The sequence below is a fragment of the Streptomyces marincola genome (assembly GCF_020410765.1).
In the GTDB taxonomy this organism is placed as follows: Bacteria; Actinomycetota; Actinomycetes; order Streptomycetales; family Streptomycetaceae; genus Streptomyces; species Streptomyces marincola.
The window spans coordinates 2760507-2782115 of sequence record NZ_CP084541.1 but is presented as its reverse complement, the minus strand read 5'-3'; the positions used below and the strand labels follow the sequence as shown (position 1 = coordinate 2782115).

21 protein-coding genes are annotated in these 21609 nt (G+C 75.1%); 11 read left to right on the top strand and 10 right to left on the bottom strand.

Going from position 1 to position 21609, the window contains the following annotated elements:
* Window positions 1–334: 334 nt before the first annotated feature.
* The gene (locus LC193_RS11770) at window positions 335–1705 is read right to left on the bottom strand and encodes a GH1 family beta-glucosidase (RefSeq protein WP_226073880.1); all 1371 of its coding nucleotides are present in this window, start codon (window positions 1703–1705) and stop codon (window positions 335–337) included.
* A 251-nt stretch (window positions 1706–1956) separates the two neighbouring features.
* Here LC193_RS11770 and LC193_RS11765 point away from each other — a divergent pair, with 251 nt between their 5' ends.
* Window positions 1957–3759 (top strand): IlvD/Edd family dehydratase, encoded by a 1803-nt coding sequence (locus LC193_RS11765; RefSeq protein WP_226073879.1) that lies wholly within the window; start codon window positions 1957–1959, stop codon window positions 3757–3759.
* Between the two features lie 62 nt (window positions 3760–3821).
* Here LC193_RS11765 and LC193_RS11760 read toward each other — a convergent pair whose 3' ends face one another.
* Both LC193_RS11760 and LC193_RS11755 read right to left on the bottom strand, forming a co-directional pair.
* A complete protein-coding gene (locus tag LC193_RS11760; protein WP_226073878.1) occupies window positions 3822–4001 on the bottom strand; it encodes a hypothetical protein in 180 nt (59 codons plus the stop codon).
* Window positions 4002–4231: 230 nt separating this feature from the next.
* Window positions 4232–6634, bottom strand: coding sequence for a D-alanyl-D-alanine carboxypeptidase (locus LC193_RS11755; RefSeq protein ID WP_226073877.1), 2403 nt, complete (start codon window positions 6632–6634; stop codon window positions 4232–4234).
* 414 nt (window positions 6635–7048) lie between these two features.
* On the opposite strand from LC193_RS11755, the gene LC193_RS11750 reads away from it, so the two are divergent.
* From LC193_RS11750 to LC193_RS11725, 6 genes are all read left to right on the top strand, one after another.
* On the top strand, window positions 7049–7861 hold the full coding sequence (locus LC193_RS11750) for a GOLPH3/VPS74 family protein (protein ID WP_226073876.1): 813 nt from the start codon (window positions 7049–7051) through the stop codon (window positions 7859–7861).
* 242 nt (window positions 7862–8103) lie between these two features.
* Entirely contained in the window at window positions 8104–8976 is an 873-nt protein-coding gene (locus LC193_RS11745) for a helix-turn-helix domain-containing protein (protein ID WP_226073874.1), read from the top strand.
* Window positions 8977–9161: 185 nt separating this feature from the next.
* The gene (locus LC193_RS11740; protein WP_226073872.1) at window positions 9162–9410 is read left to right on the top strand and encodes a DUF397 domain-containing protein; all 249 of its coding nucleotides are present in this window, start codon (window positions 9162–9164) and stop codon (window positions 9408–9410) included.
* A 96-nt stretch (window positions 9411–9506) separates the two neighbouring features.
* On the top strand, window positions 9507–9713 hold the full coding sequence (locus tag LC193_RS11735) for a hypothetical protein (RefSeq protein WP_226073870.1): 207 nt from the start codon (window positions 9507–9509) through the stop codon (window positions 9711–9713).
* Window positions 9714–9845: 132 nt separating this feature from the next.
* A complete protein-coding gene (locus LC193_RS11730) occupies window positions 9846–10943 on the top strand; it encodes an LLM class flavin-dependent oxidoreductase (RefSeq protein ID WP_226073868.1) in 1098 nt (365 codons plus the stop codon).
* A gap of 289 nt (window positions 10944–11232) precedes the next feature.
* Window positions 11233–11934 (top strand): hypothetical protein, encoded by a 702-nt coding sequence (locus LC193_RS11725; protein WP_226073866.1) that lies wholly within the window; start codon window positions 11233–11235, stop codon window positions 11932–11934.
* A 42-nt stretch (window positions 11935–11976) separates the two neighbouring features.
* Here LC193_RS11725 and LC193_RS11720 read toward each other — a convergent pair whose 3' ends face one another.
* The 3 genes from LC193_RS11720 to LC193_RS11710 form a co-directional block, all read right to left on the bottom strand.
* The gene (locus tag LC193_RS11720; protein WP_226073864.1) at window positions 11977–12813 is read right to left on the bottom strand and encodes an SDR family oxidoreductase; all 837 of its coding nucleotides are present in this window, start codon (window positions 12811–12813) and stop codon (window positions 11977–11979) included.
* A gap of 116 nt (window positions 12814–12929) precedes the next feature.
* Complete coding sequence (locus LC193_RS11715) at window positions 12930–13739, bottom strand: exodeoxyribonuclease III (RefSeq protein WP_226073862.1); 810 nt, start codon at window positions 13737–13739, stop codon at window positions 12930–12932.
* 58 nt (window positions 13740–13797) lie between these two features.
* Window positions 13798–14253 (bottom strand): GNAT family N-acetyltransferase, encoded by a 456-nt coding sequence (locus tag LC193_RS11710; RefSeq protein ID WP_226073861.1) that lies wholly within the window; start codon window positions 14251–14253, stop codon window positions 13798–13800.
* 56 nt (window positions 14254–14309) lie between these two features.
* Here LC193_RS11710 and LC193_RS11705 point away from each other — a divergent pair, with 56 nt between their 5' ends.
* Window positions 14310–14807 (top strand): GNAT family N-acetyltransferase, encoded by a 498-nt coding sequence (locus tag LC193_RS11705; RefSeq protein WP_226073860.1) that lies wholly within the window; start codon window positions 14310–14312, stop codon window positions 14805–14807.
* 94 nt (window positions 14808–14901) lie between these two features.
* On the opposite strand, the gene LC193_RS11700 is transcribed toward LC193_RS11705, so the two are convergent.
* Window positions 14902–15672: a MerR family transcriptional regulator gene (locus LC193_RS11700; RefSeq protein ID WP_226073859.1), complete on the bottom strand. Its 771-nt coding sequence runs from the start codon at window positions 15670–15672 to the stop codon at window positions 14902–14904.
* A gap of 189 nt (window positions 15673–15861) precedes the next feature.
* On the opposite strand from LC193_RS11700, the gene LC193_RS11695 reads away from it, so the two are divergent.
* Genes LC193_RS11695 through LC193_RS11685 form a run of 3 tightly spaced genes read left to right on the top strand, consistent with a single transcriptional unit; the run spans window position 15862 to window position 19146 of the window.
* Window positions 15862–17328, top strand: a complete 1467-nt coding sequence (locus LC193_RS11695) for a flavin-containing monooxygenase (RefSeq protein ID WP_226073858.1) — start codon at window positions 15862–15864, stop codon at window positions 17326–17328.
* On the top strand, window positions 17321–18193 hold the full coding sequence (locus tag LC193_RS11690; protein WP_226073857.1) for an alpha/beta fold hydrolase: 873 nt from the start codon (window positions 17321–17323) through the stop codon (window positions 18191–18193). The genes LC193_RS11695 and LC193_RS11690 overlap by 8 nt, the downstream gene beginning before the upstream one ends.
* Window positions 18190–19146: an SDR family oxidoreductase gene (locus tag LC193_RS11685; protein WP_404819393.1), complete on the top strand. Its 957-nt coding sequence runs from the start codon at window positions 18190–18192 to the stop codon at window positions 19144–19146. The genes LC193_RS11690 and LC193_RS11685 overlap by 4 nt, the downstream gene beginning before the upstream one ends.
* Window positions 19147–19190: 44 nt before the next feature.
* On the opposite strand, the gene LC193_RS11680 is transcribed toward LC193_RS11685, so the two are convergent.
* The 3 genes from LC193_RS11680 to LC193_RS11670 all read right to left on the bottom strand — a co-directional run bounded on the left by LC193_RS11680 (window position 19191) and on the right by LC193_RS11670 (window position 21598).
* Window positions 19191–20492, bottom strand: a complete 1302-nt coding sequence (locus LC193_RS11680) for a HEAT repeat domain-containing protein (RefSeq protein WP_226073856.1) — start codon at window positions 20490–20492, stop codon at window positions 19191–19193.
* Window positions 20493–20566: 74 nt separating this feature from the next.
* The gene (locus LC193_RS11675) at window positions 20567–21133 is read right to left on the bottom strand and encodes a pyridoxamine 5'-phosphate oxidase family protein (RefSeq protein WP_226073854.1); all 567 of its coding nucleotides are present in this window, start codon (window positions 21131–21133) and stop codon (window positions 20567–20569) included.
* 258 nt (window positions 21134–21391) lie between these two features.
* Window positions 21392–21598, bottom strand: a complete 207-nt coding sequence (locus LC193_RS11670; RefSeq protein WP_226073851.1) for a hypothetical protein — start codon at window positions 21596–21598, stop codon at window positions 21392–21394.
* Window positions 21599–21609: the final 11 nt, after the last annotated feature.

Below are 21609 nucleotides of genomic sequence, written 5' to 3'. Positions count from 1 at the left end.
TTGCCGCACGCCCCGGCGGGCACGCTCCGGCGCGGCCTCCCTGGGGCCGCCCGCGCACGGACCCGCCGTGGCGGAGGCCGCGGCGGGACGAACAGCATCGCGCGCCACCCGGCCGGGCGGCCAGTGCGGAACGTCGCCGCGCCGGCTCAGGCAACGCGGGTGTGTGCGAAGGGCGAACGCCGGCGCGAGCCCACGCGCCGGCGCGCGGCAGACGGCGCGCGGCGCGGGACAGCACGTGCGGCGCGGGGCGGCGCGGGCCGCGCTGGGCCGCGCTCGGGCGCGCAGGGGCGTGACGCCGGAGGAGGTGGCCGCCCGGCGGCGGCCACCCCCGCGCTCACAGCGCGTTGGCGCGCGTGATCTCGGAGAACCAGCGACCGCTGTCCTTCAGGGTCCGCACCTGCGTCTCGAAGTCCACGTGCACCAGACCGAACCGCTTCGAATAGCCGTGCGCCCACTCGAAGTTGTCCAGCAGCGTCCACACGAAGTAGCCGCGCAGGTCGGCCCCGTCCGCGATGGCCCGGTGCGCCGCCCTGAAGTGCTCCTCCAGGTAGCGGCGGCGGTCCTCGTCGTGCACGCGCCCCTCGCGCGTCACCTCGTCGGGGAACGCGGCCCCGTTCTCCGTGACGTACAGCGGCAGCGGGCCGTACTCGCGGGCGAGGCGCGTCAGCGTCTCGTACAGCCCGTCCGGGTCGATCTCCCAGCCCATCTCGGTCTCGGGCACCCCGCGCTTGACGAACTCCACGTCGGAGGAACCGACCCACTGCGAGGGCCCGGGCCGCGGCGCGCCGGCGCGCACGACGTGGCGCGAGTAGTAGTTCACGCCGAGGAAGTCCAGCGGCGCCGAGATGGTCGCGAGGTCGCCGTCGCGCACGTGCTCGGTGCCGGTGATCTCGGCGACGTCCTTCAGCACGTCCGCCGGGTAGGAGCCGCGCAGCACCGGGTCGAGGAAGAGGCGGTTCATCAGGCCGTCGATGCGCCGCGCCGCGTCCCGGTCGGCGTCCCCGTCGGTGGCCGCGTCCACGGGGTACAGGTTGACCGTGAGGCCGAGGTTCGCCGCGCCCTGGGCGCGCAGCGCCTCGACGGCCAGGCCGTGCCCGAGCATCAGGTGGTGCGCGGCCCGCATCGCGGCGGCGCCGTCGGCGCGCCCGGGCGCGTGGTAGCCGCTCGCGTAGCCGAGGAACGCCGCGCACCACGGCTCGTTCAGCGTCGTCCAGTCCCGCACCCGGTCGCCGAGGCGCTGGTGGATCAGCGCCGCGTACTCCGCGAACTTCTCGGCGGTCTCCCGCCGCGGCCAGCCGCCGGCGTCCTCAAGCGGCTGCGGCAGGTCCCAGTGGTAGAGCGTGACCCACGGCGTGATGCCGTGGTCGAGCAGTGAGTCGACGAGCCGGCTGTAGAAGTCGACGCCCGCGCCGTTGACGGGGCCGTACCCCTCGGGCTGGATGCGGGGCCAGGCCAGCGAGAACCGGTAGTGCGTCACGCCGAGGTCGGCGAGCAGCGACACGTCCTCGGGCCAGCGGTGGTAGTGGTCCGCCGCGACGTCGCCGGTCTGGTTGCGGAACACCTTGCCGGGCGTGTGCGCGAACGTATCCCACACCGAGGGCAGCCGGCCGTCCTCGTGCACGGCCCCCTCGATCTGGTAGCTGGCGGTGGCCGTTCCCCAGGCGAAGCCCTCGGGAAACTGCTCAGTGCTCAGGTCATGTGTCATGAGAAAAAGTTCCCGCTGTTTCGGTGTTTTTCAGTATTGCCAGTGAGATGACGGCGCATGCAACTTGTCGAGCGTAAGCCACGGATCATCCGGAACCGGCCAGCGGGCGAGCCGTGATGTCGCGGCCCGCCACCGTTCCCCCCGGGCCGGGCATGTGACGCTTGAACGCGCCGCCGTCCGCCCGCCACCGCGCGGGCGGCGCGGGCGGCACACGCGCACCGAGTCCACGGACGAGCAGGAGGCACCGCGGCATGACAGCACCCGAGAAGGCGACGCCGGAGAAGGCGGCGGGAACGACATCCGCCGGAGCGACACCGGCGGAGCACGCGGCCGGGGCCACCGGGCGCCGCAGCGGCGCGTGGTTCGCCGCCGAGGGACGCAACGGCTTCATCCACCGCTCCTGGATGCGCAACCAGGGCTTCGGCCCCGAGGTGTTCGACGGCCGCCCCGTCATCGGCATCGCGAGCAGCTGGTCGGAGCTGACCCCCTGCAACGCGCACCTGCGCGACGTCGCGGACGCCGTCAAGCGCGGCGTCTGGGAGGCCGGCGGCCTGCCGCTCGAATTCCCCGTCATGTCGCTCGGCGAGACGCTGATGCGCCCCACCACCATGCTGTTCCGCAACCTGATGGCCATGGAGGCAGAGGAGACCATCCGCGCCAACCCGCTCGACGGCGTCGTCCTCCTCTCCGGCTGCGACAAGACCACCCCCGCCCTGCTGATGGCCGCGGCCAGCGTCGACCTGCCCGCCCTCATGGTGACCGGCGGGCCCATGCTCAACGGCAAGTTCCAGGGCCGCGAACTCGGTTCCGGCACCGACGTGTGGCGGCTGAGCGAGGAGGTCAGGGCCGGACGCATGACCCCGGCGGAACTGAGCGAGGCCGAGGGCTGCATGTCCCGCAGCCGCGGCCACTGCATGACGATGGGCACCGCGTCCACGATGGCCTGCGTGGCCGAGGCCCTGGGCATGCAACTGCCGGGCTCGGCCGCGATTCCCGCCGTGGACGCCCGCAGGTTCGCGCTGGCGCAGGCGGCGGGCCGCCGCGCGGTGGCGCTGGTCGAGGAGGACGTGCGGCCCTCGGCCGTGCTGACCCGCGAGGCGTTCGAGAACGCGATCCGCGCCAACGCGGCGCTCGGCGGCTCCACCAACGCGGTCGTGCACCTGCTCGCACTCGCCGGCCGCGTCGGAGTGCCCCTCGACCTCGACGACTTCGACCGGCTGACCACCGAAGTGCCCGTGCTGGTCGACCTGATGCCCTCGGGGCGCTTCCTGATGGAGGACTTCTTCTACGCCGGCGGCCTGCCCGCCGTGCTGCGCGAACTGGGCGCGCTCGGCCTGCTGCACGGCGACGCGCCGACCGTCGGCGGCGTCACCGTGCGGGAGGCCACCGGCGAGGCGCCGTGCTGGAACCGCGAGGTGATCCGCGCGGCGGACGAGCCGTTCCGCCCGGCCGGCGAGGGCACCGTCGTGCTGCGCGGCTCCCTGTGCCCCGACGGCGCCGTGCTGAAGATCTCCGCCGCCTCGCCCCACCTGCTCAGGCACCGCGGGCGCGCGCTGGTCTTCGACCGCATCGAGGACTACACGGCCGTCGCCGACGACCCCGACCTGCCGGTCGACGCCGACACCGTGCTCGTCATCCGCAACGCCGGCCCCCGCGGCTACCCGGGGTTCCCCGAGGTGGGCAACCCGCCGGTGCCCAAGGTGCTCCTCGAAGCGGGCGTCGAGGACATCGTGCGCATCAGCGACGCGCGCATGAGCGGCACCGGCTACGGAACGTGCGTCCTGCACGTCGCCCCCGAGGCCGCCGTGGGCGGCCCGCTCGCGCTGGTCCGCACCGGCGACTGGATCGAACTCGACGCCGCGGCCCGCAGACTCGACCTCGACGTGCCCGCGGAGGAACTCGCCGCGCGCACCCCGGCGCCGCCGTCGGAGCCGAAGCCGGAACGCGGCTGGGCGCGGCTGTACACGGAGCACGTCATGCAGGCCGACCGGGGCGCCGACCTCGACTTCCTGGTGGGCCGCAGCGGCGACGCCGTGCCGCGCCACTCGCACTAGGCGCGCGTTCCCGGCGCGCGCCCGGCGCGCGCCGGGAACGCGGGCTCACCGCGGCGGCGGGCTCACTCCGGCGGGCGGTACCGTTCCGCGCGGTCGAGGGTCTGCGTGAAACGTTCCCACTGCGCCGCCGCCTCCGCGGTGGGCCCCACCGTGAAGTCCTCGGGGTCGAGAAAGTCGAGTCGTTCGCGCGTGGCCGGGTCCAAGTCCCGCCACGCGGCCTCATCCTGCGGTGACCGAGCCACAGTCGTCGCACACCCAGTTGCCGTTGTTGAGCCTGCGGCCGTTACCCGACCCGCACGATGGACATTCCACGGGGCTGCCCCCTCACGCCACCCTCGCCGTGGGGCACCGACTGTAGCGCGCGGCCCCCGGGGGCGGCAGCCCCGGTGCGGGGCCGCCGCCGCGACGGGAGGGGCGTTCACCCGCACGGGTGAACGGGGGGCCAGAACCGGCCCCCCGTTCTCCCCGTGCGTCAGCCGATGCGGGTCAGCCGCGCGGAGAAGCCCGGCTCCGCCAGGGCCTCCTCCAGCGCGAGCGGGACGACCACCTGCCCCGGCCCGTCGCCGACCGTCAGCTGCCCGACCTCGGCCCCCGCGTCCGCGGAGCCGGGAATCCCCTCGGCGCCACCGTTCAGCTCGACGCCGACCTCAAGTCCCGGCCAGCCCACGGCCTGCACGTCCTCGGTGACGGTCACCGGGGTGCGCCCGCCGAGGCCGTCGTCGACCTCCCCGACCACGTCGCCCGCCGCGAGAACCGTTTCGGCGCGCAACTGCTCCTGGGCGTACGTCATCAGGATGTCGCCCGATTCGAGTGCCTGGGTGAGGATCGAGTTGTCGGACGGGTGCGGCGGCTGGGCCAGCACGGCTCCCACGATCAACTGCGAGGTGCCGCCCACCTCCTGGCGCGCGGCGAACATCAGGTTGCCGCCCGCGGCGGTCGTGGTGCCGGTCTTGATGCCGACCACGCCGTTCATCGGCACCAGGCCGTTCCAGTTCCGGTGGGTGGTGCCCAGGCTGTCGGTGTACTCGGGCATGGCCGCGATCTGCCGGAAGACCGGGTACTCCATCACCGCCTGCGCCAGCCTGGTCTGGTCCTCGGACGTGGACACGGTCTCCGCCAGCAGGCCGCTCGGGTCGGTGTAGGTCGTGTTGTCCATCCCCAGCTCGGCGGCGGCCTCGTTCATCTTCTCGACGAACGCCTCCTCCGACCCCGCGTCCCAACGGGCCAGCAGCCGGGCCACGTTGTTCGCGGACGGGATCATGATGGCCTGGAGCGCCTCCCGCTGCGTGATGGTGCTCCCGGCCTCGACCACGACGGTCGACTCGTTCTGCTCGGAGAGACCCGCCTCGTCCTCGGCGAGTTGGTCGACGGGGATCTCCGCGCCGGTGCCGTCGCCCTCGATCGGGTGGTCGCGCAGGATGACGTAGGCGGTCATCACTTTCGCGACCGACGCGATCGGGACCGGTTCCTGCTCGCCCGACGAGCCGAACGTGCCGAGCCCCGCCACGGACAGCGTCGCCTGCCCGGCGGCCGGCCACGGCACCTCAGGCATGTCGCCCTCGAACGTGTAGCTCTCGGCCGCCGTCAGGTCGAGCGCGGGCTCGGGCAGCGGGCGCACCGACTGCACGACCGCGAGGACGATCAGCAGGAGCAGGACGAGCGGGGTCCAGATCTTGAACCGGCGCACCGCCGTCCGCCACGGAGTGGGCGGTGGCGGGGGCCGGTTGGTCAGGGCGGCGAGCAACTCCAGCGGGTCGCGCGCGGAGTCCGGCGGCGCGTCCGGCGCGGGCGGCGCGGCCGGCCGCCCGGCCTCGGGCTCCGCGGTCGCGGGCCCGGCCGGGGCCTTGTCGGTCACCCGGAGGTGCGTCGTCCCGCGATCGGCCGCGTCCGTGGCGCGCAGGGACGTCGTGCGGTCGTCCGCCGCGTCTGTCGCGTCTGTCGCGGCGGTCGCGGCGGGAACGCGCAGCATGGCCGTGCGGTCCGCCTCCGGCCCGGCGTCCTCGCCGTCGTCGTCCCGGTCCTCGTCGCCGTCCTCGCCTGCGCCCTTGTCGCCCGCCCGGTCCTTCTGCTGCCCCCGGTCCTTCGCGCTCTTCGCGTCCTCGCCGTCGCGGGCGTCCGCCGTTCCGGCTGCGTCCCCGGCGTCCCCGGCGTCCTCGGCTTCCGCGGTGTCCTTGGGGCGCTCGTCGCCCTCCTCGCCGCCCGCGCTCGCCCGGCCGGTGCCGGCGTCGGCGGGCAGCCGCAGCACGGCCGTGCGGTCCGCCGCCGCCGGGGTGCCGGACGTTCCGGCGGGCTCGCCGCCCTCGCTGTCTTTGCCGTCTTCGCGGTCTTCGCGGTCTTCGCGGTCTTCGTCGTCTGTGCGGTCTTCGCTGTCCTCGCTGTCGGCCCGCGCCGGGGATATCTCCTCCGCGCTGTCGGGGCCGGCCGCTGCGTCCCGTTCCTCCGGCTCCCCGGCCTGCTCGGCGCGCTCCTCGTCGGCGTCCTTGGCGCGCTCCTCCGGCTCGCCGTTCTGCTCGCTCTTCCCGACCTTCTCGTCCCGCTCGGCCGCGGCGCCCGCCTCGGAGCCCTCGGAGCCCTCCGCCTCCGGCTCGGGGGCGTCCTCGGCGGCCCCCGCTCCGGCTCGTTCGTCCGGGGCCGGCTCCGGCCCCTCGCGGCCCTCCGGCCCCTCGCGGCCCTCCGGCCCCTCGCGGCCCTCCGGCTCCCGCTGGTCGCGCGCGTCCCGCTCGCCGCGCTCTTCGCTCGCGTCCCGCTCTTCGCTCGCGTCCCGCTCTTCGCTCGCGTCCCGCTCTTCGCTCGCGTCCCGCTCGTCCCGCCCGGACGCGTCCGCGTCCGCGCCCGACGCCGCCCGCGCCGCAGGCGCTGCCGTGCCCCCACTCACTCCCGTACCCCTGAATTCCCGTGCTCGTTCCGGCTTTTCACCGGCCTGGTCGGCGGCCCGTCCGATGGTGGGCTCCTCCTCGTTCCCGGGAACGTCCGCTGCCCCGGGAACCCTTCCGGGGGCCCCGGACGTCCTTTCTGGTGACTTCCGCTCCCGCTCACGTCCCGGACCGTCCGCGGACTCGCCCGCCACCCGTGCCTCCCTACGCGTCGATCATGAACTGGCCGCTGGCCCTATCAGTCTGCCGGGTCCTGTGCACCTCGGTACGCCAAGCCGGCCGTGGCGAAATCCCGCTGCCCAATGGCAAGGACGACTACGACATATCTACGGGTTCCCGCACAAAACAACCACGCGCCCTCGACAGAACAATGTGAGAGGCGTCACCCTGTCTTTCATCCACGCGGGGAGGCATGGATGGGCAGGAGTCGTAGAACCATTCCGGAGGAGCTGCTGCTGCTCGCTCTGGACCCGACCACGGGTACCACGGCGCAGCCGCAGTCGCTCGACCTCGGCCTCGCCGGAGCACAGCTCGTCGAGCTGGCCCTGGCGGGACGGATAGCCCCAGATGGGGACCGAATAGCCGTGGTACTGCCACGGCCGACCGGAGATCCGACGCTGGACTCCGCACTGGAGCTGCTGCGCAGGCGCGGCAGCCCGGTCCGGGCCGTCCACTGGATCGGCGGGCCCCGACTGGGTCTTCGCCAAACCTATCTCACGCATCTGGAGCGCTGCGGCATGGTGCACGCGGTCGAGAACCAGATGTGCGGAGTGCTGCCGACGACGCGGTACCAGGCGACGGAGACCGCGGTCAGCCGGCAGATCAGGGCCAGGCTCGACACCGCGATCCGCACCGGCTCGCCGCCGGACGCGCGCACCGCGGCGCTCGCGGCCCTGGCGCACGCCGTGGGTCTCGGGAAGCACCTGTACCCGGGGAACGAGGGGCGGTCCTCCCGTTCCCGGCTCCGGGACCTGATCAGGCACGACCCGATGGGCGGCCTGGTGGCGCACGCCGTCATGGACGTCCAGAACGGCGTGGCGGGACAGGCGGCTGCCGCGCGGCGACCGCAGCAGGGCGGCGCGCGCAAGGCGTCGGGGCGTGCCCCGGCGACCGCCGCGTCCCCGGCGCCGGCCATGAGCGTGGTCGGGCAGTCCCAGCAGCACGGTGGCGAGCAGACGACGCGGAGAGGAGTGACGCGCACCGCGGTACGCCCTTCGCTCTCGCACTGAACACGCACCCAGCACCGCGTCGATGACCTGACCGGGAGCCGCGTTACGGCACGGGGTGTGGCGGCGGCCACAGACGAAGGCCGCGGCCACACCCCATGCTTGTGAACGGCCACCCTCTGTCGCGAAATCCGAGCGAACGAGCCGCGCGAGGTGGCACTCTGCTTGGCAACGCTTCGCACTGCTCGGCAACGCTCGGCAACGCGGCCCTCGGGCCGCTCACTTCGACGGAGGTGCACAAGTCCGTGGTGGGCAACGTCAATCCCACGGTCCGGCGTCGGCGGCTCGGCCAGGAGCTGAGGCGGCTCCGCGAGGAGCGGGCCATGACGGCGGAGGAGGTGGCCGACCGGCTGCTGGTGTCCCAGTCGAAGATCAGCAGGCTGGAGAACGGCCGCCGCAGCATCAGCCCCCGGGACGTCAGGGACCTGTGCGGGGTGTACGGCGTCGAGGACAAGCGGCTCGTCGAGTCGTTGATGCAGATGGCGCGGGAGTCGCGGCAGCAGGGCTGGTGGCACGCGTTCGCCGAGCTGTCGCCCAGCTACAGCGTCTACATCGGCCTGGAGACCGACGCGTCCTCGTTACGCGTCTACGAACCGCAGATCGTGCCCGGCCTGCTCCAGACGCCGGAGTACGCGTCGGCCCTCATCTCGGGCGCTCTGCCCGAGGTCGGGCCGGACGAGGTCGGCAGCCGGGTGCAGGTGCGGCTGCGGCGGCAGCAGCGGCTGTGGGACGACAAGAACCCGCTGCGCCTGTGGGCCGTCGTGGACGAGGCGGTGCTGCGCCGGGAGGTCGGCGGTCCGCGGACGATGCTGGGCCAGATGCGCCGGCTCGCGGAGTGCGCGGAACTGCCGCACGTGACGCTCCAGGTGCTGCCGTTCTCCGCGGGCGCGCATCCCGGCGTGAACGGGCAGTACGCGATCCTCGAATTCCCCGAGGCGTCCGACTCCACGGTGATCTACCTGGAGGGCGGCACCAGCGACCTCTATCTGGAGAAGCCGCACGACGTGCAGTACTACAGCGTCATGTACGAGCACCTGCGGGCCCAGGCGCTCAGCCCGGAGAGGTCCAGGCGCGTCATCGCGGACCAGGCCGCGGCGTTCCGGTCCGCTCTCACCTGAGCCGCGCCCGGGGCGCGGGGGAGACCGCGCGGGGGCTCCCCGGGGCGCGGAATATACCCGCAACGACCTTGGTCGGTGCCGAACTCTTTGAGCATCCATCCGGTCGAGTGAAGCGGCACATCATATTGCTTTCCGGGCCAGTACGGTCACGGCATCACTGCTGGCCGTCAAGTTCCGGAGCGGGCATGCCAATTGAGCAAGGTGCGACGCGGGCCTGGACCAGGTCCTCCTATTCGGGGGGCAACGGCGCCTGCCTGGAGGTGAGACTGCCGGTGCGCGACGTCCTCTCGGTGCGCGACTCCAAGGACCCGGGCGGGCCGCGGCTCGGTTTCCCCGCGGGCTCGTGGTCGGCGTTCCTCGACGCCGTCGGAACGGGCGCGCGGGACCGGTGGGCGGCCGGCGTCGTCGCGGCGCGGCCGGGCCGGCGCGCCTGATCCGGGCGGCGGTGCCGCGCGCCGGGGTGCCCGCCGCCGCGTGTGCGGTCCCGGCGGACAGCGCCTACCCTGGCGGACAGGGAGGTGCTAACGCACATGTCCGAATCATCCGAGTCCGACGAGAAGCGCTCCGCCGATCTCCCTACGCCCGACCACCTGCTGCACACCGGGGCCGAGAGGCCGATCGACCCCGAGGACCTGGTGCGGCTCAGCGGCCGGGAGCCGACCCCCGAGCGGGTCGAGGAGGCCAGACGGCTGCTTGAGGAACAGGGTCCCGCCGCCGCCGAGCGCTACCTGCCCTGAGACCTGCTCCGAGGCCCGCCCCGAGGCCCGCCCCGAGTCGCGGGCCCGCGAGCGGCCGGCCGGGCGGAATGTTCAGGAGCGTCCCCTGGTTGCCCGGAGAAGCAACAGGCGCGATCAGGGAGGCGTACCGCGGTGGCCGCAGCACGACCCGGAAACGACGGCATCAGGGGCGAACGGCACGGGCAGGCCCCGGTGCCGTTGTCCGTGCTCGACCTGGCCACGGTGGGTGCCGGGCTCACCGCGACGCAGGCGCTGCGCGCCACGGGCGAGCTGGCGCGGCGGGTGGAGCGGCGCGGGTACCACCGGTTCTGGGTGGCCGAGCACCACTCGATGCCCGGAGTGGCCAGTTCCTCGCCCGCCGTGCTGCTCGGGCACCTCGCGGCGCTGACGGAACGCATCCGGCTCGGTTCCGGCGGCGTGATGCTGCCGAACCACCCGCCGCTGGTCATCGCCGAGCAGTTCGGCACGCTTGAGGCGCTCGCGCCCGGCCGCGTCGACCTCGGGCTCGGCCGCGCGCCCGGCACGGACGGGCCGACGGCCGCCGCGCTGCGGCGCGGGCGGGCGGACGGCGCGGAGGAGTTCCCGCAGCAGGTCGCTGAGCTGGTCAGGTTCCTCGACGACGACTTCCCCGACGCGCACCCGTACGCGCGCATCCACGCCGTGCCCGGGCCCGTGCAGGGCACGGTGCCCGGCGGCGTGCAGTCGCCGGCGCGCCCGCCGGTGTGGCTGCTCGGCTCCTCGGGCTTCAGCGCGGAACTCGCCGGCCGGCTCGGGCTGCCGTTCGCGTTCGCCCACCACTTCTCGGCGGCGAACACCGTGCCCGCGCTCGAACTGTACCGGCAGAGCTTCCGGCCCTCCGAGGTGCTCGACGCGCCGTACGCGCTGATCGGCGCGCCCGCGTTCGCGGCCGATGACGCGCGGGAGGCGCACCGGCAGGTGCTGACCGGGGCGCTGTCCATGATCCGGCTGCGCACCGGGCGGCCCGGCCTCGTGCCCACGCCGGAGGAGGCGGAGGCGTACCCGTTCAGCGAGGTCGAGAAGGATTTCCTCGACGGCTGGCTCGCGAACGTGGTGTACGGCACCCCGGACAAGGTGCGGGACGGGCTCGACGCGCTGGTGAAGCGCACCGGCGCGGACGAGCTGATGCTCACCACCACGGCGCACACCCCCGAGGCGCGGCTGCGCAGCTACGAACTGATCGCCGACAGTTACGGGATGCCGACGGAGTAGCCGGGCGCGGAGCGGGGGTTCCGGGCGGATTTCGCGGATGCCCGAACGGGCCGCGCGTGGGTTTCGCACCGTACCAGCGGCGAACCGACGCGAACCCGGCACCGACTTCGTGCCGAATTCCCGTCGAATCTGCCGAAGTTCTTGCACATCCCTTTTGTTTCTTTTCTGATGGTGCTCCGGCCGGGGCGCGCGGCCCGTCGGCCGGGCGCCCGCGCGCCGGTGGCGGCGGTTGGCGCGGGACCGCGGAGGGGCTAGGGTGCCGCCACGCGTTAGGGAACGGGGGAGCACCATGGTGCACAGGCCGAGCGTGCCCGGAGACCTCGACCATCCCCGGCGGCTGTGGGCGCGGGCGGCGGCGCTCGGGATGCTGGCGTCGGCCGACCTCACGGATGGCACCTACCGGCTCGGCCCGGGCCGGCTGCGGTGCGAGAGCGCGGGCGGCAGCTTCTGGTGGCGCATGAGTCTGCACGACGCGGGCCGCGCGGTGTTCTGCGGGCAGGACGCGGACGGCAGCCACGGGCACCTGCGGCGCGTTCCGGTCGATCTCCTCGCGGGCGGTCCCGCGTGGCTGCCGTGGCAGGAACTCCGCCGGGAGCAGGAGGACTGCGCGCTCGGCTACGTCTACTGGTGGCAGGACGGCGCGTGGGCGCGCGCGCCCTACCCGGAGGATCTGGTGGACGACGGGCTCGCGCTCTCCGCCGCCTGGGTGCGCGACGACGCGGAACTGGTGCTGCCGCTCGCCGAGGCGGCCGGGGGCGGCGCCGAGGGCGCCGGGCACCCGGTCGCGCTGGACGGCGCGGTGGTGGGTTTCCTGGACCGGGCCGAGAGCGGAACGGTCGACCGGGCCGCGGTGCGCGCGCTCCTCGGGGCGTTCTCACCGGACGGGCCGGCCGAGCCGCGGGCGGTGGAAGCGGCGCACGCGTTCGCCGTGCGCGCCGCCCTGACGCCGGGCGGCGCGCCGCGGCCGGGCCGCGCCGCGCGCGCGGGCTGAACGGCGCCCGCGCGGGCGCGGGCCGCCCGGAGAGCGCCGGTGTCAGCGGAGCGTCAGCACGTTGCCGCTGACGAGCGCCGCCTCGTCCGAGACCAGGAAGGCGATGACCTCGGCGACCTCGGCCGGCTCCGCGACGTGGAAGAGGGCGGGGCTCGACGCCACGAACCGCCGCACCTCGTCCGTGACCCACCCGGTGTCCGTGACCGGGGGGTGCACGACGTTGGCCGTGATGCCCAGGTCCGCGAGCTCCGCGGCGGCCGACATCGTGTAGTCGGTCTGCGCCGCCTTCGCCGCCCCGTACGAGACCTCGCCGGGGAACCCGAGTTCCGCGCCCGAGGTCAGCCCGACGATGCGGCCCCAGTCGGCGCCGCGCGCCCGGTGTCGGCGGGCGAACTCACCGATCAGCAGCGCGGGCGCCCGCGCGTCCACCGCGAACTGCCGCGCCCACGTCTCCGCCGTGACCGGGCGAAGCGGGCGGCCGAACCGGTCCTCCGGGTCGGGCGTGAAGCTGTCCTGCACCCAGCCGGACGCGTTGTTGACCAGGATGTCGACGGGCCCGAGCCGTTCCTCCGCGATGTCGAACAGCCGGGCCGGTACCCCGGGGTCGCTCAGGTCCGCCTCGTGCGCCTCGGCGCTGCCCCCGGCGCGGCGGATCTCCTCCGCCACGGCCTCCCCGCCGGCCGCCCGGTCGCTGTCGTACTGGCCGGGGGCGTCGCCACTCCCGCTGTCCGGTGCGTGCGGCAGGCGGAGGTAGGTGCAGAGCACCGCGACGCCCCTGGCCGCGAGCGCCTTCGCGGTCGCGGCCCCGATGCCCTGGTTCGCACCGGTCACGATCGCGACGTGGCCGGACGGCGCCGTCCTCTGGCTCGTGTCTCGCATCCCGCACTTCTAGCAACGCGGCGCGCCGCCCTCAAGCGGGTTTCGCGCGCCGGGGCGCGCGACAAGGCTGCGCGCGCGTTCCGGTCCCGGCCCGCGCGCGTGCTCAGGCCGCCGTGTCAGGCCGCCGTGTCGTAGGTGACGGTGACGGGGGCGTGGTCCGACCACCGCTCCCCGTGCGTCGGCGCCCGTTCCACCTCGGCCTTCACGGCGCGGGCCGCGAGCCCCTGGGTCGCCACGTGCAGGTCGATGCGCCAGCCCGCGTCGTTGTCGAACGCGCGGCCCCGGTAGGACCACCACGTGTAGGGGCCCGCCTGGCCCGGGTGCAGTCCGCGCACGACGTCCGCCCAGCCGCCGGCGCCGGGCGCGTACAGGTCGGTCAGCCAGGCGCGTTCGTTCGGCAGGAAGCCGGACTTGGTGAGGTTGCCGCGCCAGTTCTTGATGTCGGCCTCCTGGTGGGCGATGTTCCAGTCGCCGCAGACCAGGACCTCGCGGCCCGCCGCGGCTGCGCGGTGGCGCAGCTCGGCGAGGTAGGCGGAGAACTCCGCCATGAACCGCTCCTTCTCCTCCTGCTTCGGCGTCTCGGCCTCGCCGGTCGGCAGGTAGAGACTGGCCAGCGTGAGCCCCGGCAGGTCGGCTTCGAGGTAGCGGCCCGACGTGGCGAACTCCGGCGCGCCGAAGCCCACCCGCACCTCCTCCGGCTCCCTGCGGGTGAGCAGGGCCACGCCGGCCCGGCCGCGCGCGGCGGCCGGCGCGTACACGGCGTGCCAGCCCTCGGGGGCGCGGACCTCGTCCGGCAGTTGGTGCTCCTCGGCGCGCACTTCCTGGAGGCAGACGGCGTCGGCCGGCGAGCCGGCGAGCCACGACAGGTAGCCCTTGCGCGCGGCGGCCCGCAGCCCGTTCACGTTCACACTGGTCACGGTCAGCACCGCTCGACCGTACACCGGCCGGCCGCGCGCCCGGCGGGGCGGGACCGGCGGGGTCAGCTCACAGGGCGAGCAGGCCGGCCGGCGTCGGGCGCAGGCCGCAGGCGTCCAGGTAGAACGGGCGCAGGTGCTCCTCGAAGTCGACGTGCAGCCACGTGCAGCCGGCGGCCCGCGCGCCGTCCGCCGCCGCGGCCACCAGGGCGGTGGCCACGCCGGTCCTGCGCGAGGCGGCCGTGACGACCACGTCGAGCAGGAACGCGTGCGTGCCGCCGTCCCACGCGACGTTGCAGAAGCCGATGAGGGGCGGCGCGCCCGTTCCCGCGCCGTCCGTTCCACCGCCGTCCGCCCGGCCGCCGTCCCCGCGGGGCCGCGCGCAGACCCAGCCCAGGCTGTGCCGCTCGACCCGGGCCCGCCAGGCGTGGCCGGCCGGCGGGTGCCCGAAGCCCTCGGCGTGCAGCGCGTCCACCTCGTGGTCGTCGAACGCGCCCCGCCACTCGTAGGCGATCATGCTGTCCATTGGCGGAAGTGTAGGTGCCAAAAGGGCAGTCTTGAGCAGGTCATATGATAAATGGCATGCACCTTCTGCCTGTGCGTTTCGACCACCCGGACGCCGTGAAACTGAACGACCTCGTGCAGGCCGAGTACGTCGAACGCTACGGCGACGGCGACGTCACCCCGCTCGACGCGACGATGTTCGACCCGCCCCGGGGCATCTACCTGCTCGCCTACGACGACGCTGGACGCCCGGTGGCCACCGGCGGCTGGCGGGCCAGGGAGGCGGCGGACGGGTACGCCGACGGCGACGCGGAGATCAAGCGGATGTTCGTCGTCCGCGAGGCGCGCGGACGCGGCCTGGCCCGGCGCATCCTGGCCCGCCTTGAGGAGTCCGCCCGGGAGGCGGGGCGCGCCCGCGTGGTGCTGGAGACCGGCACGATGCAGCCGGAAGCGATCGGGCTCTACGAGAGCAGCGGCTACCTGCTGCTCGACGAGGCGGAGAAGTTCGGCGCGTACCGGGACTCGCCCACCAGCCGCTGCTTCGTCAAGGCGCTCAAGGCCGCGCAGCCGCTCTGACCCGCGGGGCCCGCCGGGCCGCCGTGGCCCTGATGGCACACCGCCGAACGGGCCCCCGGGCCCCGACGGCTCACCGCCGAACGGGCCCCACGGCTCACCCCCGGTCGAGCTCCGCCCGCAGCCTGCGGTCGAGCGCGAGCGAGACCTCCGCGTACACGGCCTGCTTCGCCAGCGGGCGCAGCCGTTCCAGCGCCTGCGTGAGCCGTTTCACGTCCTCGTCGCCGAGCGGGTCCCGGCGCTCGCCAGTCGCAAGCAGCTCCGGCAGCACGTGGCGGCGCAGCAGCTCCGTGAACACGTCGGCCAGCGCGTCCGCGTGCGCGCGCAGCTCCCTGCCCGCCGCGAGCAGCGCGGCCAGCGGGATGCCCTCGTCGACCAGCGCCGAGGACGCGTCGAGCAGGTCGCGGCTCAGGTGCACCACGTCGTCGCCGTCCACCGCGATCCACCCGGTCCGCAGCGCGCTGGCCAGCAGCTCGGGATCGGTCTCGCCCGCGAAGTAGGCCGCCAGGTCCTGCGGGGTCAGCCTGACCCGTTCCTCCTCGGCCCACGGGGACGGCTCCGCGAGCCCGAGCAGCTCCGCCGTCCGCCCGGCGTCGGCGCCCTCGGCGAACGCCTCGATCAGCTGGGCGATGCCGCCCAGCGTGTGCCCGCGCGCCAGCAGCGCCGAGATCGTGCGCAGGCGCGCCAGGTGCTGCTCGCCGTACCACGCGACGCGGCCCTGGCGGCGCGGCGGCGGCAGCAGCCGGCGTTCGCGGTAGAAGCGCAGCGTCCGTTGCGTGATGCCAGCGGCCTCGGCGAGTTCGGCCGCGCGGTACTCGCGGGGACCGGCCGCGCCGTCCGCCGTCCGCTCCTCGCCCTGTGCCGCCACGCCCCGCAGTCTAAGTCGGGCGCCTGCGGGCGCAGGCGCCGCGTGCGCCGCAGTCCTCCGGGGGCGAACGGTGTTCGGAGGTGTCCGACCCCTACCGATCAGTAGAGTTCTGGCCTACGCTCCGATTGTGCCAGTGATTACTGGCGCGATTGTCCCCTCGTGGACCGAACCGCACAGGAGGCGAGCGGCATGCACGTAAGGGTGGCGGTGATCGGCGCCGGGTTCGGCGGGCTCGGCGCGGCGGTGCGGCTGCGCCGCATGGGCGTCACGGACTTCGTCGTACTCGAACGCGCCGACGCGATCGGCGGGGCCTGGCGGGACAACACCTATCCGGGCTGCGCCTGCGACGTGCCCTCGCACCTGTACTCGTTCTCGTTCGCGCCCAACCCGCACTGGCCGCGCAACTTCTCCGGACAGCCGCACATCCGGGCCTACCTGGAACGCGTCGCCGACGCCTTCGGCCTGCGCCCCCACATCCGCCTCGGCTCCGAGGTGGTCTCGGCCCGCTGGGACGCCGACGAACTGCGCTGGGCCCTCGACACCACGGGCGGCCCGCTCACCGCCGACGTCCTCGTCTCCGCCACGGGCCCGCTGTCCGAGCCGATGCTGCCCGAGGTGCCCGGGCTCGACGGCTTCCCCGGCCACGTCTTCCACTCCGCCCGCTGGGACCACGGGCACGAGCTGCGCGGTCGGCGCGTGGCCGTCGTCGGCACCGGCGCGTCCGCCGTCCAGTTCGTGCCGCGCATCGAACGGGAGGTCACCGAGCTGACCGTGTTCCAGCGCACGCCGCCCTGGGTCATCCCGCGCGCCGACCGGCCGATCACGGGCCTCGAACGGTGGCTGCACGCCCGGCTGCCCGCCACCGGAACGGCGCGCCGCGGGCTGCTGTGGAGTGTCAGGGAACTCCAGGTCGGCACGTTCGCCAAGCACCCGGGCCGGATGCGGGCCGTCGAACAACTCGCCCTGCTGCACATGCGGCGCGCCGTCAGGGACCCCGGGCTGCGGCGGCGCCTCACCCCCGACTACCGCATCGGCTGCAAGCGCATCCTGCTCTCCAACGACTGGTACCCCGCGCTCACCAGGCCGCACGTGCGCGTGATCGACAGCGGGCTGCGCGAGGTGCGCGGCAGTACGCTCGTCGCCTCGGACGGCCGCGAGACGCGGGCCGACACCCTCATCTTCGGCACCGGCTTCCACGTCACCGACCTGCCGATCGCCGAACGCGTCAAGGGCAGCAGGGGCACGACGCTCGCCGAGGAGTGGCGCGACGGCATGGCCGCGCTGCGCGGCACCACGGCGGCCGGCTTCCCGAACTTCCTCACGATCATCGGGCCCAACACCGGACTCGGGAACAGCTCGATGATCCTCATGATCGAGGCCCAGCTCTCCTACCTGGCCGACTACCTCCGCACGCTCGACCGGCTGGCCCCCCGGGGGCGCGCCGCGCTGACCCCGCGCCCCGGCGCGGTCGCCGCCTGGAACGACCGCCTCCAGCGGCGGCTGGCCCGTTCGGTGTGGAACAGCGGCGGCTGCCACAGCTGGTACCTGGACGCGAACGGCCGCAACACCACCGTGTGGCCCGGCACCACCGGCGAGTTCCGCCGCGCCACCCGGGCCGTCGACACCGACGAGTACGAGGTGCTGACCCGTGCCTGAGACCCACGCCCCCGCCGAGGAACTGACCGTCGTCTCCACCGGCGGCGCCCGCCTGCACACGGAGGTGCGCGGCCCGGCCGACGCGCCGGCCGTGGTCCTCGTCCACGGCTGGACCTGCGACACCAGGTTCTGGCGCCCGCTGACGCGCCGGCTGCTGCCGGACCACCGCGTCATCGCCTACGACCAGCGCGGCCACGGCCGCACGCCCGCGACGCCGGGCAGCTGCTCGCCCGAGGCGCTCGCGGACGACCTGTGCGCCGTTCTCGACGCCATCCTGGAACCCGGTCGGCGCGCGGTGCTCGCCGGGCACTCCATGGGCGCCATGACCGTGGTCGCCGCCGCCGGCCGCCCCGTGCTGCGCGAACGCGCCGCCGCCGCCCTGCTGTGCAGCACCGGCGTCGACCGGCTCGCGGGCGAGTCCACCGTCCTGCCGCTGCGCCCCGGCCGCGCCCGCCTGACCGGGCAGCGGTTCCTCCTCGGCGCGGCGGTCCCGTTCGGCCCGGTCAACCCGGTCGCCCGGCGGCTGGTCCACCACATCACCCTGGGGCCCGCGGCCACGCCGGAGCTGCGCGACGCGGTCGCGCGCATGGTGCTCGCGTGCCCGCGCCGATCGCGCGCCGAGTGGGGGCGCGTGCTGGCCGGACTCGACCTGGCCCACCGGGCGGAGGCGCTGACCCTGCCCGTCACGCTCGTCCACGGCTCCGCCGACCGGCTCACGCCCCCGGTGCACGCCCACCGCCTCGCCGCCCGGCTGCCCCACGTGGCCGGCCCGCACGAACTGCCCGGCATCGGGCACATGACCCCCGTCGAGGCGCCCGACCGGATCGCGGAGCACCTGCGCGCCCTCACCAAGGAGCACCTGTGAGCATCCGCACCGCACGCGCCGGCCTGGCAGGGCAGACCGTGGTCGTCACCGGAGCCGCCCGCGGCATCGGCGCCGCGCTCGCCAGGCACCTGTCCGCCCGGGGCGCGCGCCTGGCGCTCGTCGGGCTCGAAGCGGACGAGCTGGCCCGCGTCGCCGGCTCCCTGCCGGGGGAGTGCGCGCACTGGCACGCGGACGTCACCGACGCCGCCGCCATGCGCGAGGCCGCGGCGGGGATCGTCCGGCGCTTCGGCCGGATCGACACGGTCGTCGCGAACGCGGGCGTCGCGACCGGCGGGCCGTTCGCCGACGCGGACGAGGCCACGTGGCGGCGGGTCATCGAGGTCAACGTCATCGGCTCGGCCGTCACGTGCCGCGCGTTCCTGCCCGCGCTCGTGGACAGCCGGGGCTACTTCCTCCAGATCGCCTCGTTCGCCGCCATGGCACCCGCCCCGCTGATGACCGCGTACTGCGCGTCGAAGTCGGGCGTCGAGGCGTTCGCGCACAGCCTGCGCGCCGAGGTCGCCCCGTCCGGGGTCCGCGTCGGCGTCGGGTACCTGAGCTGGACCGACACCGACATGGTGCGTGGCGCGGACGAGGACGCCGTGCTCGCCGAGATGCGCGCGCGGCTGCCCTGGCCGGCGAACCGCACCGGCCCGCTCGAACCGGCCGTCCGGCGGCTCGCCGACGGCGTGGCGCGCCGCGCCGCGCACGTGTACGGCCAGGGCTGGCTGCGGGCCGCGGTGCCCGTGCGCGGGTTCCTGCCCGCGCTCGTCGGCGGGCGGCTCGGGCAGCGCGAGATGCGGCGGGTCGCGCCGCGGCTGTCCGGGACGAGGCGCCGGGGCCTGGTCGGGGCCGGCGGCGCGGCGGCGGAACGGGAGCGCCACCCGGGAACGGCCGCCGGGGACGCGGCGGTTGGGGAGGCGGTGCGGGACGCGGGCGGTGCCGCGGACTGACGGCTCCGGCCCAGGCCCCTGCCCCCGGCCCCGAACGTCCGCGGTCAGATCCGCAGGGCCCCCGGCGGGTGGCCGGCGGCCCGGCCGCACTCCGTGAGCGCGAGCGACGCGCCGCCCTCGACGCGCGTGCGCGGGCCCAGGGCCAGCGGGTTCACGGAGGCGCCGCCCGCCACGAGCGCCGCCGTGCGCGGCGCCGCGATGCCGAGGTCCCGGGCGACCGCCTCGTACGAGGCGAGGAACGCCGCCGTCACCAGCGCGTCGATGCCCGCGAACGAGTCGCCCGCCTCGTGCGGCAGCGCGTCGGCCGGCTCGGCCGGATGCGGGACGCCGACGGTCTGCTCCGGGTGCGCCGCGTCGTAGTACCTGACCACCTCGCCCCCTTCCGCGAGGCACCACGCCGACCACTCGTCGGCGCAGCACACCCCGTACCAGTGGGCCGCGCCGAAGCGCCGGCTCAGCTCCGCGCACCGGGCGCGCACCACGGGCCCGGGCGGCTCGTCGCCGCGCGGGTGCGGCTCGCCGGTCGCGGTGCCGAAGACCAGCGTCCAGCCGTCGAGGACCGGGCTGACGTAGACCCGGGAGCACCGCGCGTGCGGCGCGCTCGCGTGCTGGTCGTGCCGCCAGGCCGAGGCGCCCAGGCGCATGGTGACCCGCTCGGCGCCCGAGAGCCCGAACGCGCCGAGCACCGCTCCCAAGTCGTCCGTGGACAGCGCGAACCACGGCCCGCACAGGTGCATGGGTTCGGGCACCTCGCCCCGCGCCCTGATGCGGATCAGCCGCCGCACGGCCGCCGCGTCGCGCGCGTCGAGCGCGGCCGGGCCGCCGACCGCCGCGAGCAGTTCGAGCAGCGCGGCCCGCACCCCGGCCGGCGCACGGCCGCGCCGGGCCGCGCGCAGCAGCGGCAGCACGCCGGGCCCGGTGTCCGTCAGCGCCCACTTCGCGCTCGCCCTGACGCGCTCGTCCGGGTCGGCGAGCAGCGGGAGCAGCAGCCCGGCCGCGGGCAGCGCGTCCGGGCCGCGCCGTTGGAGGGCGTGCGCGGCGGCCTCGCGCACGCGCGGGTGCGCGTGCGCCAGCGCCGGCGCGTACGCCTCGGCGGACGGCACGTCGAGGCCGGAGAAGGCCCACTCGGCGCGCCGGGCCGCGGTGGGCGTCCTGGCGTTCGCGATGGCCTCGGCGAGCGGCATGAGCGCCGGCTCGCCGACGCGGCGCAGCATCGCCGCCGCCTCCGTCCACGGCACCGGCGAGTCCTCGTCCGTCAGAATGCCGAGCAGCGGGTCGACGACCCAGGTGCCGTCGGCCCGCCCGGCGTCCCCGGCCGCCGCCCCCGCGGTGCACGTGTCGTTCATCTCCGCGCGATCCGGCCCGTGCTCCGGCGCGGCTGCTGCGTTCTCATGGCGATCGGAGCATAACCGCGGCGCCGTCATGCCGTCCCGTCGCCCGCCTCAGTTGAAAAGCGCCAACGGGTCTGGCTGAAAGCGCCCTTGCGGAACCCGAACGCCACCTCGGGGGCCACCGCGTAGGCCAGCGCGGCCCCGCCCTCCTCGTGGTGCAGCTCCCCGTCCCGCGGGGTGAACGCCCAGTCCTCGCCGTACTTGTCCCGGTACGCCCGCGCGACGCGTTCGAGGAACGCCCCCTCGCGCACCCGCCGCGCGGTGCCCTCGACGACGATGTCGAGGCCGTGGCCCAGCGCGTTGGTGCCGGTGGTCAGGACCACCCGCGGGTCGGCCGCCAGGTTGCGCGCCTTGCGTTCGCGGGCGCCCGTGGTGAACACCAGCGCGTCGTGGAGCAGCACGTCGTGGAGCAGCACGTCGTCGAGCAGCACGGCGATCAGCGGCGTCACGTGCGGGCGGCCGTCGGGCCGCACGGTCGAGAGCCAGAAGACCTCCGCGGCGGTGAGCGCGTCGCGCGCCTCCGCCCAGGCGGCGGGCGTCGCGCCCGGCGTGCTGAAGCGCGGGTCGAGTTCCGTCAGTGGTCGCGTGGCCGTCATGCGTTCCTCCTCGCATCGGGTCCCGTCGGCGCGGTCCCGTTCGCGCGGGCGCCGCGCCGGCGGAACACCTGGGGAAACGACCGACTCCGCGACCGGCCTGAACTCATCGGTCGCGGGGCCACGCATGCGGGCGCGCCCGCGCGATGGTGCCCGCGCGGGCGCGCCCCGGCGCCTGTCCTGTCGCTGCTCCCTGCCGGCCCCGGGCGCCGCGGGGGGCGGAGTTCGGTTCCGGCCGCGGTCGCGGCCGGCGGCCTCGGGTCAGTCCCGGCCGCGGCCCTGGTCGCGGCGCTGCTTGGCCTCGTCCATCGCCTTCCTGCCGGTCTGCTTGGCCCGGTCGGCCACGCTGCCCTGCTCGCCCGCGCGCCCCTTCTTCCCCTCGCCTCTCTTGCTCCCGTCCTTGTCGCCCATGGCGTCCTTGGCGCGCTCCTGAAGCTCGTGGGCCTTGTCCCTGAACTGGTCTGCCATGCCCATGTGCA